This window comes from Pseudomonas brassicacearum (assembly GCF_003732265.1).
Classification (GTDB): domain Bacteria; phylum Pseudomonadota; class Gammaproteobacteria; order Pseudomonadales; family Pseudomonadaceae; genus Aquipseudomonas; species Aquipseudomonas brassicacearum_D.
This window is the reverse complement of sequence record NZ_MOBK01000009.1, coordinates 199681-211929: the sequence shown is the minus strand read 5'-3', so window position 1 is coordinate 211929 and position 12249 is coordinate 199681. Positions and strand designations below refer to the sequence as shown.

The following is a 12249-nucleotide window of genomic DNA, read 5'->3' as shown; positions in this document are numbered from 1 at the left end:
AAAACCGGCCGAAGCCGGTTTTTTCATTTCAACGATCTCAGAACTTGGCGTTCTGCAGGTCGTCCAGGTAACGCTCGGTGTCCAGTGCCGCCATGCAGCCAGCGCCGGCCGAGGTGATGGCCTGACGGTAAACGTGGTCAGCCACGTCACCGGCGGCAAAGATACCTTCGACGCTGGTCGCCGTGGCGTTGCCTTCACGGCCGCCTTGCACCACCAGGTAGCCGTCTTTCAACGTCAGCTGACCTTCGAACAACGAGGTGTTCGGGGTGTGGCCGATGGCGATGAACACGCCGTCGACTTTCAGCTCGTCGAAGCTGCCGTCGTTGTTCTTCAGGCGAGCACCGGTCACGCCCATGTTGTCGCCCAGGACTTCGTCCAGGTTCGAGTTCAGTTTCAGCTCGATCTTGCCTTCGGCAACCCGGGCATTGAGCTTGTCGATCAGGATCTTCTCGGCGCGGAAGGTTTCGCGACGGTGGATCAGGGTCACCTTGCTGGCGATGTTGGCCAGGTACAGGGCTTCTTCAACCGCGGTGTTGCCGCCGCCAACCACAGCCACTGGCTTGTTGCGATAGAAGAAACCGTCGCAGGTCGCGCAGGCCGACACGCCTTTGCCCATGAACGCTTCTTCGGACGGCAGGCCCAGGTAACGAGCGCTGGCACCGGTCGCGATGATCAGTGCGTCGCAGGTGTACTTCGCGCTGTCGCCGATCAGGGTGTACGGCTTGGAAGCGAAGTCCACGGCATTGATGTGATCAAAAACGATCTCGGTCTCAAAACGCTCGGCGTGTTCTTTCATGCGCTCCATCAACACCGGGCCGGTCAGACCGTGGACGTCGCCCGGCCAGTTGTCGACTTCGGTGGTGGTGGTCAGTTGACCGCCGGCTTGCATGCCGGTGATCAGCAGCGGCTTGAGGTTGGCACGGGCGGCATAGACCGCAGCGCTGTAACCGGCAGGGCCGGAACCGAGAATAATCACTCGCGAATGACGGACTTCAGACATGACCTGCTCCTGTTGACCGGCCCTGAACACCGGGCGCGGAACGCCGGATTGCCGGCGGGAATAAAAAAGGACCGTGGTTGACCTTGGGGAAGGCTTGGGTACGACAGTCCTGCAAAAAGATTGGGTGCAGCGTATCGAGGGGGCGAAGATTAAGGAAATACGGTTTAACAATCCAGCTCATAGGTGGTCTCTATCCCACTGCGGCGACTATAAAGGCGTCTTTGTTACAGTGAATGTCGATACCGCCGCCGCGCTTTCCCCCTTCCGGCAAAGCCGGTAAGGTCGGCGCGTTTCCCTCTGCCCGGAGCACGTTATGCCCGCACCCGTCCTGTCCGGACCGCAATACCTGCGCGAAGGCCTCAAGTTGGTCCTCAGCCCCAGCCTGCGTTTATTCGTGTTGTTGCCGCTGGCCATCAACCTGGTGCTGTTCGTCGGATTGATTTACCTGGCCGGCCATCAATTCAGCCTGTGGGTCGATACGCTGATGCCCACCCTGCCCGACTGGCTGAGTTTTCTCAGCTACATTCTCTGGCCGATTTTCGTGGTGCTGGTGGTGTTGATGGTGTTTTTCACCTTCACCATGCTCGCCAATGTCATCGCCGCCCCCTTCAACGGCTTCCTCGCTGAGAAAGTCGAAGTGGTGGTACGCGGCACCGACGATTTCCCGTCCTTCAGCTGGGGCGAACTGATCGCCATGGTCCCGCGCACCCTGTCCCGGGAGATGCGCAAACTCGGCTACTTCCTGCCCCGGGCGATCGGCCTGTTCATCCTGTCCTTCATCCCGGTGGTCAACATCATCGCCGCGCCGCTGTGGCTACTGTTCGGGGTGTGGATGATGGCGATCCAGTACATCGACTACCCGGCGGACAACCACAAGCTGGGCTGGAACGAAATGCTCGCCTGGCTGCGCCAGAAACGCTGGCAGAGCATGAGCTTCGGCGGCAGCGTGTATCTGGTGCTGCTGATCCCGGTGGTGAACATTCTGATGATGCCGGCCGCCGTGGCCGGGGCGACGCTGTTCTGGGTGCGTGAGCGCGGCGCGGAAAATCTGGTGGCCCAGCGCTGATCAGGTCATAAATCCATCATCAAAGCGCCACAATGACGACATGGCCTCAGCCGACACTGAGGTCATGACGACAGCTCTGCATATCACCCTGATCACTGAAACATTCCCTCCGGAAATCAACGGCGTGGCCAATACCCTTGGCCGTTTGTGCGACGGTTTGCGCGCGCGCGGGCATCAGGTGGAATTGGTCCGGCCACGCCAACTGTGTGATCAGCAGATGAGCAGTGACGATGATTTGCTGTTGTGTCGCGGCTGGCCGCTACCGGGCTATCCCGGCTTGCAATGGGGCCAGTCGTCGATGCACAAGCTGCTGAGGCGTTGGACCCGGCATCGCCCGGACGTGCTGTACATCGCCACTGAAGGGCCGCTGGGTTTGTCCGCGTTACGCGCGGCTCGGCGGCTGGGGATTTCGGTGGTCAGCGGCTTTCACACCAACTTTCAGCAGTACTCCAGCCAATACGGATTGGGGTTGCTGACGCGAATGCTGACTCACTACCTGCGCTGGTTCCACAACCGTTCGACCCTGACATTGGTGCCAAGCCCCAGCCAGCGAATGGAGCTTGAGCGTCGCAGCTTCGAACGCCTGGCATTGCTCTCCCGGGGTGTCGACAGCCAATTGTTTCATCCGAGCAAAAGGCTGGCATCGCTGCGCGAACAGTGGGGACTGGCCGAGAATGACATCGCGATCATCCATGTCGGACGCTTGGCCCCCGAGAAAAACCTCGGCTTGCTCAAGCGCAGTTACGAGGTATTGAAGGCGACTTATCCGCAGCGCAACCTGCGTTTGATCGTGATCGGTGATGGCCCGCAACGAGCGGCGCTGGAGCAGGAGCTGCCCGAGGCAGTGTTCTGCGGTTCACAACGTGGCGAAGCGTTGGCCAGTCACTACGCATCCGGTGATGTGTTCCTGTTTCCGAGCATGACCGAAACCTTCGGCAACGTGGTGCTTGAGGCATTGGCCTCGGGGTTGGGGGTGGTCGCTTACGATCAGGCGGCGGCCGCTCAACATATCCGTCATGGCTATAACGGCGTGCTGGCAATGCCGGGGGATGAAGAGGCGTTCTGTGAGGCGGCAGTGTGGCTGCTGGAAGAGCGCGAGACCTTGCGGTGTGTGCGCCTGAATGCGCGCCAGCATGCGAGCCGGCAGGGTTGGGCGGCGATTATCGAGCAGTTCGAGGGGCAGTTGCGGGGGGCTTGTGTGGGGGAAGTCGTGGTGCCTGAGGCACAGACCTTATCCTGACTGTTGAGTGACATTAAATCCGTCTTCGCGAGCAGGCTCGCTCCCACAAAGGTTCTGCGTCGTGCACAAAACCTGTGGGAGCGGGCTTGCTCGCGAAGAGGCCCTTCCAGTCGCCGCTTAAACCAAGGTCATCAACGCCTCACGGCTGAACGGCAGGATGTCTTCTTCACGGCCGTCACGCACCTTCTGCGCCCAATCCGGATCAACCAGCAACGCACGACCCACCGCCACCAGATCGAACTCGTCGTTGTTCAAACGCTCCAGCAGTTTCTCCAGGCTCGCCGGTTGGGCGATCTTGTCGGTGTTGACCATGAACTGCAGGAACTCGCCATCCAGGCCCACGCTGCCTACGGTAATGGTCGGCTTGCCCGTCAATTTGCGAGTCCAGCCGGCCAGGTTCAGCTCGGAACCGTCGAACTCCGGCTCCCAGAAACGGCGTGTCGAGCAGTGGAAAATGTCCACGCCAGCGTCGGACAACGGCTTGAGGAACTCGCCCAGCGCATCCGGAGTTTGCACCAGTCGTGCGGTGTAATCCTGCTGCTTCCACTGCGAGAAGCGAAAGATGATCGGGAAGCCTTCACCGACCGCGGCACGCACAGCCTGGATCAGTTCAATGGCAAAACGCGAACGGCCAGCCAGGTCGCCACCGTATTCGTCGGTGCGCTGGTTGCTGCCGTCCCAGAAGAACTGGTCGACCAGATAGCCGTGGGCACCGTGGATCTCCACGCCGTCCATACCGATGCTCTGGGCATCCTTGGCGGCCTGGGCGAACGCGGCAATCACGTCCTGGATGTCCTGTTTGGTCATGCCGTGAACCACGACTTGACCGTCCTTCAGTTTTTCCGACGGGCCGTAACCCGGGACGCTCGCATCCGGTTCGGTGCCGATACGGCGCACGCTACCAACATGCCACAGCTGTGGAACGATCTTGCCGCCTTCGGCATGCACCGCGTCGACGACTTTCTTCCAGCCGGCCAGCGCAGCTTCACCGTAGAAATGCGGCACGTTCGGGTAGCCGTTCGACGCCTTGTGACCGACGGTGGTGCCTTCGGTGATGATCAAGCCAACCCCTGCGGCGGCGCGGCGACGGTAGTACTCGATCACTTTGGAATTAGGCACGCCACCCGGCGAAAACGAGCGGGTCATCGGCGCCATGACGACGCGGGTCGGCAGTTCGAGGGTGCCGAGGTGGAACGGTTTGAACAGGGCTTTAACGGGCATGGGGCACTCCACGAAAACGATATCGACAGGATGGAATTTTATGACGACGATAATATGCGCAGCTCAAAGCGAATCCCAGCACTATTGATCTGAGTGATTAAGGGTCAAAAGGCAGGCATAAAAAATCGCAGCCCGAGGGCTGCGATTTTTTGAGGGTTCAGCTCAGCGCTTTTTCAATCGCATGCACGATCGTCGGATCATCCGGTGCCGTACGCGGGGAAAACCGCGCCAGCACACGACCGTCCTTGCCGAGCAGGAACTTTTCGAAGTTCCAGGTGATGTCACCCGGGAATTCCGCGCCCTCGCCCGCCAGCAGGCGGTACAGCTGATGACGCTCATGACCGTTGACTTCCAGCTTGCTGGACAACGGAAAGGTCACGCCATAGTTGAGGCTGCAAAACTCCTGGATTTCCTGCTCGGAACCCGGCTCCTGCCCGGCAAACTGGTTGCAAGGCAAGCCGAGTACGCTGAAACCCTTACCTTTGTATTGCTGGTAGAGGTTTTCCAGCGCCGCGTATTGTGGGGTCAAGCCACATTTGGAGGCGACGTTGACCACCAGCACGACTTGCCCTTTGAAAGGCGCCAGCGGTAGCTCCTGTCCATCCAGGGCTGTCAACTTAAGCTCGTGAAAAGCACTCATGACGAACTCCAAATTCCCGTGTTCTTCTCGAAACAGCCACTTGGCAATGCCGCCAGGGACAGCCGCCGACTAAAAAGGCGCCCTCGGGCGCCTCTCCAGTACTCGAAAGCTTAGCGCAGAAAATCAGTGATGATGGCCACCTTCGCCATGGACGTGACCATGAGCGATTTCTTCCTGGCTGGCGTCACGGATGTCGATGATCTTGACCTGGAAATTCAGGCGCTGACCGGCCAACGGGTGGTTGCCGTCGACGGTGACATCGTCGCCGTCCAGATCGCGAATGGTGACGATCTGCATCTGGCCGTCCGGAGCGGAAGCGTGGAACTGCATGCCCACTTCCAGTTCGTCGACGCCTTCGAACATGCTGCGGCTCAGGGTGCTGACCAGTTCGGCAGCGTACTCGCCGTAGGCATCTTCAGGTTCAACGGCTACGGTCAGCTCGTCGCCGACAGCTTTGCCTTCCAGAGCCTTTTCCAGGCCCGGGATGATGTTACCTGCGCCTTGCAGGTAGACCAGCGGCGCGCCACCGGCGGAGCTGTCGATGACCTCACCAGCGTCGTTGGTCAGGGTATAGTCGATGGAGACAGCCTTATTGGCGGCGATCAGCATGGGGCGAGACCTTTTGCATAAGAATGAAGAAAGTCCAAGTTTAGCGAAGCCATCGCCCGAAAGCGAACACAACCCGGACGGAAGGTTGGCGACGCCGGGCGCAACGGTCACCGGCTTCCATCAGGATGAGGACGGGCATTGGGTGGCCGAGCTTTCCTGCGGCCACACCCAGCACCTGCGCCACCAGCCACCGTGGCAATCGCGTGCCTGGGTCCTGGACCCCGCGCAACGTATTGAAAAAATAGGCCAGCCCTTTGACTGCGGTTGGTGCGCACAAGCCCCGGTTAGCGATAACCTTGGCGACTGAATTTCGGTAGATCGTCAGGTATAAACGATCGCCTTTGCCATGCTCCCTTAGAGAATTCGCATGCAAACTTTTTTTATCGCACCCACCGATTTTGGTGTGGGTCTGACCTCCATCAGCCTCGGGCTGGTGCGCACGCTTGAGCGCGCCGGCCTCAAAGTCGGTTTTTTCAAACCGATTGCCCAGCCCCATCCGGGTGACACCGGCCCGGAACGCTCCACCGAACTGGTGGCGCGCACCCACGGTTTGCGGCCGCCGCAGCCGCTAGGCCTGGCGCACGTCGAGCGCATGCTCGGCGACGGCCAACTGGATGAGTTGCTCGAAGAAATCATCACCCTGTATCAGCAAGCCGCCGTCGGCAAGGACGTCCTGGTCGTCGAAGGCATGGTCCCGACCCGCAGCGCCAGTTACGCCGCGCGGGTCAATCTGCATTTGGCCAAGAGCCTGGATGCCGACGTGATTCTGGTCTCCGCACCAGAAAGCGAAGCCCTGACCGAACTCTCCGGCCGTGTGGAATTGCAGGCACAATTGTTCGGCGGGCCGAAAGACCCGAAAGTCCTCGGTGTGATCCTCAACAAGGTCAAGACCGACGAAAGCATGGACGTCTTCGCCACGCGCTTGAAGGAACACTCGCCGTTGCTGCGCAGCGGCGATTTCCGCTTGCTGGGCTGCATCCCGTTCCAGCCGGAATTGAATGCGCCGCGCACCCGCGACGTCGCCGACCTGATGGGCGCACAAATCCTCAATGCCGGCGATTACGAAACCCGGCGCATGACCAAAATCATCATCTGCGCCCGCACCATGCGCAACACCGTGGAGCTGCTCAAGCCCGGTGTGCTGGTGGTGACGCCCGGTGATCGCGACGACATCATTCTCGCCGTCAGCCTCGCGGCCATGAACGGCGTGCCGCTGGCCGGCCTGTTGCTGACCAGCGACACCCTGCCCGACCCGCGCATCATGGACCTGTGCCGTGGTGCCTTGCAGGCGGGTTTGCCGGTGTTGTCAGTGAGCACCGGTTCCTACGACACCGCGAACCAGTTGAACGGTTTGAACAAGGAAATCCCGATCGACGACCGCGAGCGTGCGGAGATCATCACCGACTTCGTCGCCAGTCACCTCGATGCCAACTGGCTGCACCAGCGCTGCGGCACCCCGCGTGAGATGCGCCTGTCGCCCGCCGTGTTCCGCTATCAATTGATCCAGCGTGCCCAGGCGGCGAACAAACGCATCGTGTTGCCAGAAGGCAGCGAACCGCTGACCGTACAAGCGGCGGCGATCTGTCAGGCCCGAGGCATTGCCCGTTGCGTGCTGTTGGCGAAACCGGCAGACGTCGAAGCGGTGGCTCGCGCACAAGGCATCGAGCTGCCACCGGGGCTGGAAATTCTCGACCCGGACCTGATCCGCGAACGTTATGTCGAGCCGATGGTTGCCCTGCGCAAAAGCAAAAGCCTTAACGCGCCGATGGCCGAACAACAACTGGAAGACACCGTGGTGATCGGCACCATGATGCTGGCGCTGGATGAAGTCGACGGCCTCGTGTCCGGGGTCATTCACTCCACCGCCAATACCATCCGCCCTGCCCTGCAGCTGATTAAAACCGCGCCGGGCTGCACGCTGGTGTCCTCAGTGTTCTTCATGCTGTTCCCGGAAGAAGTGCTGGTCTACGGCGACTGCGTGATGAACCCGCACCCGAGCGCCAGCGAACTGGCCGAGATCGCCCTGCAAAGCGCCGACTCGGCAGCCGCGTTCGGCATCACCCCGCGGGTGGCGATGATCAGCTATTCCAGCGGTGAGTCCGCCAGTGGCGAAGAAGTCGAGAAGGTCCGTGAGGCGACGTTGCTCGCCCACGAACAGCAAAACTCGCTGCTGATCGACGGCCCGCTGCAATACGACGCCGCTGCCAACGAAACCGTGGCCAAGCAATTGGCGCCGAACAGTCAGGTCGCCGGTCGCGCCACGGTGTTCGTGTTCCCCGACCTGAACACCGGCAACACCACCCACAAAGCCGTGCAGCGCAGCGCCGACTGCGTGAGTCTCGGGCCAATGCTGCAAGGCCTGCGCAAACCGGTGAACGACCTGCCGCGCGGCGCGCAAGTCGATGACATCGTCTACACCATCGCGTTGACCGCGATCCAGGCTGCCAACCGACCTATGGATGTTTAAATGCTGGATTTCTTGCCTGCCGCCGTGCGCGGCGTGATTGCCTCATTGTTGTTGGCCCTCAATACCATTTTGCTGTGCTCGTTTCTGTTCTGCGTGGCGATTTTCAAGGTCCTGCCGTTCGCCCTCACCCAGCGTTTCACCCGCTGGCTGATGAGCCACACCCATGAAGCGTGGATCAGCAACAACAAAGCCTGGATGAACCTGGTCTGCCGCACCCGCTGGCACCTCAGCGGCCTGGAAGGCCTGGACTATCAGCACTCGTACCTGATCACCAGCAACCACCAGAGCTGGGTCGACATCATGGTCCTGCAATACGTGCTCAATCGGCGCATCCAGCCGCTGAAGTTCTTCCTCAAGCAAGAGCTGATCTGGGTGCCGGTGATTGGTCTGGCGTGGTGGACGCTGGGCTTTCCGTTCATGAAGCGCTATTCCAAGGCGTACCTGGAAAAGCACCCGGAGAAGAAAGGCAAAGACCTGGAAACCACCCGCAAAACCTGCGCGAAATTTCGCAACAGCCCGGTGGGGATTTTCAACTTCGTCGAGGGCACGCGCTTCACCGAGGGCAAACATGCCCAGCAGAAATCACCGTTCAAGTATTTGCTCAAACCCAAGGCCGGCGGCATTGCGTTTGTGCTGGATGCGATGGGTGAACAACTGGAGTCCATCGTCAACGTGACGATTCACTATCCGGGCGGGCGCCCGGGGTATTGGGATTTGCTCTGCGGGAATGTGAAGGACGTTGTCGTGCATTTCCAGGAGCTGCAGATTCCGCCGCAGTTTATCGGCAAGAACTACGACCAGGATGGGGAGTATCGATTGCAGTTTCAGGGCTGGATCAATCAGCTGTGGCTGGATAAGGATGCGTTGCTGGGGCAGATGCATCGGGAGTATCCAGCCAAGTCTTGAGGCGTCTGTACTGACCTATTCGCGAGCAAGCCCGCTCCCACATTAGATCTTCGGTGAACACAGGTTTCGCGAACGCCAGAGATTGAATGTGGGAGCGGGCTTGCTCGCGAAGGCGCCCTCCCCGACACAAAAAAACCCGCCGATGATCACTCATCGGCGGGTTTTTTATGACCGGCTAGCGCTTAGATCGCGCCGCGGCTCCGCAACAGATCCAGCACTTGCTTGACGCTTTCTTCCAGCGACAGCGACTGGGTATCGACCACAAGGTCGGCATCCAGCGGCACATCGAACGGGAAGGAATCGCCCGGGATGTTATCCCCGGCCGCCGCGTACAGGCCTTGCGGGTCACGTTCGGCGCAAACAGCCGGCGAGGCCTGCACGTAAACGGTCAGCAAACGCTCTTTGCCGATCAGTTCCCGAGCCTGCTCACGACCTTCAGCACTCGGTGCAACAAACGCTGCGAGGGTCAGCAAACCGGCTTCGTTGAACTGACGCGCAACGTGTGCCGCACGACGCCAGTTCTCGGTACGCCCGGCGCGATCCTGTGGCAGACCTTTGTTCAGGTCATGGCGCAGGTTCTGGCCATCGAGCACAAACACCGCACGGCCCATGTCGAACAGCTTGCGTTCAACCGCGTAGGCCAGGGTGCTTTTGCCAGCGCCCGACAGGCCGCTGAACAGCACGGTGGCCGGTTGCTGGCCGAAGCGCTGGGCGCGTTCTTCGGTGGCGACGTGAGCGAGCTTGCCGTGGTGCGTGCTGCTGCCATGCGCCACTGGCTGAGCGATGATCATGCCGGCGGCGACGGTGCCATTGGTCAAACGATCAATGACGATGAACGAACCGGTGGTGCGGTTGCTCGCGTAACCGTCCAGCGCGATGGCGGCGTCGAGGCTGATCTTGACCCGACCGATCTCGTTCAGTTGCAAGGCGCTGGCCGGACCTTCTTCCAGGGTGTTCACGTCAACGCGGTTGACGATGCTGGTGATCGACCCCGGCACGTACGAGGTCGCGCGCTTGATGTCGTATTTCTTGCCCGGCAGCATCGGCTCTTCGGCCATCCACACCAGCATGGCGTCGAAAGCGTCAGTCACTTGCGGCAGGTTGTCGGCGTGCACCAGCAAGTCGCCGCGGGAGATGTCGATTTCGTCTTCCATGGTCAGCGTCACGGCCTGGCCTGGACCGGCATGCTCCAGCTCACCTTCGAAGGTGACGATGGATTTCACGCGGCTGCTCTTGCCCGACGGCAGCACAACGACTTCGTCGCCCTTGTGCACGACGCCGCTGGCCAGGGTGCCGGCGAAACCACGGAAGTTCAGGTTCGGACGGTTGACGTACTGCACCGGGAAACGCAGGTCGGTGTAGTTGCGGTCGCTGGCGATTTCGACGGTTTCCAGAATTTCCATCAACGACTGGCCGGTGTACCACGGCGAGCGCTCGGACTTGTTCACCACGTTGTCGCCCTTGAGCGCCGACATCGGCACGAAGGCCATGGTGGTTGGCTTGAAGGCGATGCCTTCGGCGAACTTCAGGTAATCGGCCTTGATCGACTCGAATACGTTTTCGTCGAAGCCATTGAGGTCCATCTTGTTGATGGCAACAACGATGTGTTTGATGCCCAGCAACGAGGCAATGAAGCTGTGGCGACGGGTCTGGGTCTGCACGCCGTAACGGGCGTCGACCAGGATGATCGCCAGGTCACAGGTGGATGCACCGGTGGCCATGTTGCGGGTGTACTGCTCATGGCCGGGGGTGTCGGCGATGATGAATTTGCGCTTGGCGGTGGAGAAATAGCGGTAAGCGACATCGATGGTGATGCCCTGCTCACGCTCGGCCTGCAGGCCGTCGACCAGCAACGCCAGGTCGATGTCATCGCCAGTGGTGCCGACTTTTTTCGAGTCGCGGGTAATGGCTTCCAGGTGATCTTCGTAGATCATCTTGGAGTCGTGCAGCAGGCGCCCGATCAGGGTGCTCTTGCCGTCATCGACGTTGCCACAGGTCAGAAAGCGCAGCATTTCCTTGCGTTCGTGCTGGCCCAGGTAGGCGAGGATGTCCTCGCTGATCAAATCAGATACGTGCGACATGACAACCCCTTAGAAATAACCCTGACGTTTCTTTTCTTCCATCGAGCCTGCGCCATCGTGGTCGATGACCCGGCCCTGGCGTTCGGAAGTTCGCGTCAGGAGCATTTCCTGAATGATGTCGGTCAGCGTGACAGCCTCGGACTCGACCGCACCGGTCAGCGGGTAGTCGCCGAGCGTACGGAAACGGACCTTCTTCTTGACGATGCGCGCCTTGTCTTCATCGCTCAGGTGATTGAGCAGGCGTTCGTCGTCGATCATGATCCAGGTGCCATTCATCTCGATGACGTCGCGCTCGGCGGCGAAATACAACGGCACGATCGGGATGCCTTCGAGGTAGATGTACTGCCAGATGTCCAGTTCGGTCCAGTTCGACAAAGGGAACACACGAATGGATTCGCCCTTGTTGACGTTGCCGTTGTAGACGTTCCACAGCTCTGGGCGCTGGTTTTTCGGGTCCCAGCGGTGCTTGGTGTCGCGGAAGGAATACACGCGTTCTTTGGCGCGGGATTTCTCTTCGTCGCGACGGGCACCACCGAAAGCGGCATCGAATCCGTACTTGTCGAGGGCCTGCTTGAGGCCTTCGGTTTTCATGATGTCGGTGTGCTTGGCACTGCCGTGGGTCAGCGGGTTGATGCCCTGTGCGACGCCATCGGGGTTCACGTGCACCAGCAGGTCAAGGCCGAGTTCTTCAACCATGCGGTCGCGGAACGCGTACATTTCCTTGAACTTCCACCGGGTGTCGACGTGCATCACCGGGAACGGCAGCTTGCCCGGGAAGAATGCCTTGCGCGCAAGGTGCAGCATCACGGCGGAATCTTTACCGACGGAGTACAGCATCACCGGGTTATCGAACTCGGCGGCGACCTCGCGGATGATGTGGATGCTTTCGGCCTCCAGCTGTTTCAGATGCGTCAGTTTGTCGACCATGGCTACTCACGAAAACGATCTTATGGACGGCCAGCGGGCCGTGTTCGAGCGAGGAATCCTAGCACAGCGACCTCTTCTAATCAGGACGCCAA

The 12249-nt window shown here is 60.2% G+C and carries 11 protein-coding genes; 5 read left to right on the top strand and 6 right to left on the bottom strand.

Annotated features, from left to right (window positions below; all coding sequences use genetic code 11):
* Positions 1-37: 37 nt before the first annotated feature.
* On the bottom strand, positions 38-1000 hold the full coding sequence (gene trxB / locus BK660_RS23675) for a thioredoxin-disulfide reductase (RefSeq protein ID WP_123435331.1): 963 nt from the start codon (positions 998-1000) through the stop codon (positions 38-40).
* 313 nt (positions 1001-1313) lie between these two features.
* Between trxB and cysZ the strand changes: the two genes are divergently transcribed.
* Both cysZ and BK660_RS23660 read left to right on the top strand, forming a co-directional pair.
* A complete protein-coding gene (cysZ, locus tag BK660_RS23665) occupies positions 1314-2066 on the top strand; it encodes a sulfate transporter CysZ (RefSeq protein ID WP_123435330.1) in 753 nt (250 codons plus the stop codon).
* Between the two features lie 40 nt (positions 2067-2106).
* Entirely contained in the window at positions 2107-3306 is a 1200-nt protein-coding gene (locus tag BK660_RS23660; RefSeq protein ID WP_123435329.1) for a glycosyltransferase family 4 protein, read from the top strand.
* Positions 3307-3423: 117 nt separating this feature from the next.
* On the opposite strand, the gene BK660_RS23655 is transcribed toward BK660_RS23660, so the two are convergent.
* The 3 genes from BK660_RS23655 to BK660_RS23645 all read right to left on the bottom strand — a co-directional run bounded on the left by BK660_RS23655 (position 3424) and on the right by BK660_RS23645 (position 5776).
* Entirely contained in the window at positions 3424-4527 is a 1104-nt protein-coding gene (locus BK660_RS23655; RefSeq protein WP_123435328.1) for an NADH:flavin oxidoreductase, read from the bottom strand.
* A gap of 157 nt (positions 4528-4684) precedes the next feature.
* A complete protein-coding gene (locus BK660_RS23650; protein ID WP_123435327.1) occupies positions 4685-5167 on the bottom strand; it encodes a glutathione peroxidase in 483 nt (160 codons plus the stop codon).
* 123 nt (positions 5168-5290) lie between these two features.
* Entirely contained in the window at positions 5291-5776 is a 486-nt protein-coding gene (locus BK660_RS23645) for an FKBP-type peptidyl-prolyl cis-trans isomerase (RefSeq protein ID WP_007901600.1), read from the bottom strand.
* On the opposite strand from BK660_RS23645, the gene BK660_RS23640 reads away from it, so the two are divergent.
* Genes BK660_RS23640 through BK660_RS23630 form a run of 3 tightly spaced genes read left to right on the top strand, consistent with a single transcriptional unit; the run spans position 5745 to position 9149 of the window.
* Complete coding sequence (locus tag BK660_RS23640) at positions 5745-6083, top strand: DUF3565 domain-containing protein (RefSeq protein ID WP_123435382.1); 339 nt, start codon at positions 5745-5747, stop codon at positions 6081-6083. The genes BK660_RS23645 and BK660_RS23640 overlap by 32 nt on opposite strands.
* A gap of 60 nt (positions 6084-6143) precedes the next feature.
* Positions 6144-8243 carry a phosphate acetyltransferase gene (pta, locus tag BK660_RS23635; protein ID WP_123435326.1) on the top strand — a complete coding sequence of 700 codons (2100 nt, stop codon included), beginning with the start codon at positions 6144-6146 and terminating at the stop codon, positions 8241-8243.
* Positions 8244-9149 (top strand): acyltransferase, encoded by a 906-nt coding sequence (locus tag BK660_RS23630; protein ID WP_123435325.1) that lies wholly within the window; start codon positions 8244-8246, stop codon positions 9147-9149.
* Between the two features lie 182 nt (positions 9150-9331).
* Here BK660_RS23630 and cysN read toward each other — a convergent pair whose 3' ends face one another.
* Complete coding sequence (cysN, locus tag BK660_RS23625; protein WP_123435324.1) at positions 9332-11230, bottom strand: sulfate adenylyltransferase subunit CysN; 1899 nt, start codon at positions 11228-11230, stop codon at positions 9332-9334.
* A gap of 9 nt (positions 11231-11239) precedes the next feature.
* A complete protein-coding gene (cysD, locus tag BK660_RS23620; RefSeq protein WP_027924547.1) occupies positions 11240-12157 on the bottom strand; it encodes a sulfate adenylyltransferase subunit CysD in 918 nt (305 codons plus the stop codon).
* Positions 12158-12249 lie beyond the last annotated feature (92 nt).

Excerpts from the sequence above, each read along its gene's own strand:
- trxB (WP_123435331.1), bottom strand. The coding sequence starts at position 1,000 with ATGTCTGAAGTCCGTCATTCGCGAGTGATTATTCTCGGTTCCGGCCCT.
- cysZ (WP_123435330.1), top strand. The coding sequence starts at position 1,314 with ATGCCCGCACCCGTCCTGTCCGGACCGCAATACCTGCGCGAAGGCCTC.
- BK660_RS23660 (WP_123435329.1), top strand. The coding sequence starts at position 2,107 with ATGGCCTCAGCCGACACTGAGGTCATGACGACAGCTCTGCATATCACC.
- BK660_RS23655 (WP_123435328.1), bottom strand. The coding sequence starts at position 4,527 with ATGCCCGTTAAAGCCCTGTTCAAACCGTTCCACCTCGGCACCCTCGAA.
- BK660_RS23650 (WP_123435327.1), bottom strand. The coding sequence starts at position 5,167 with ATGAGTGCTTTTCACGAGCTTAAGTTGACAGCCCTGGATGGACAGGAG.
- BK660_RS23640 (WP_123435382.1), top strand. The coding sequence starts at position 5,745 with ATGGAGACAGCCTTATTGGCGGCGATCAGCATGGGGCGAGACCTTTTG.
- BK660_RS23645 (WP_007901600.1), bottom strand. The coding sequence starts at position 5,776 with ATGCTGATCGCCGCCAATAAGGCTGTCTCCATCGACTATACCCTGACC.
- pta (WP_123435326.1), top strand. The coding sequence starts at position 6,144 with ATGCAAACTTTTTTTATCGCACCCACCGATTTTGGTGTGGGTCTGACC.
- BK660_RS23630 (WP_123435325.1), top strand. The coding sequence starts at position 8,244 with ATGCTGGATTTCTTGCCTGCCGCCGTGCGCGGCGTGATTGCCTCATTG.
- cysN (WP_123435324.1), bottom strand. The coding sequence starts at position 11,230 with ATGTCGCACGTATCTGATTTGATCAGCGAGGACATCCTCGCCTACCTG.
- cysD (WP_027924547.1), bottom strand. The coding sequence starts at position 12,157 with ATGGTCGACAAACTGACGCATCTGAAACAGCTGGAGGCCGAAAGCATC.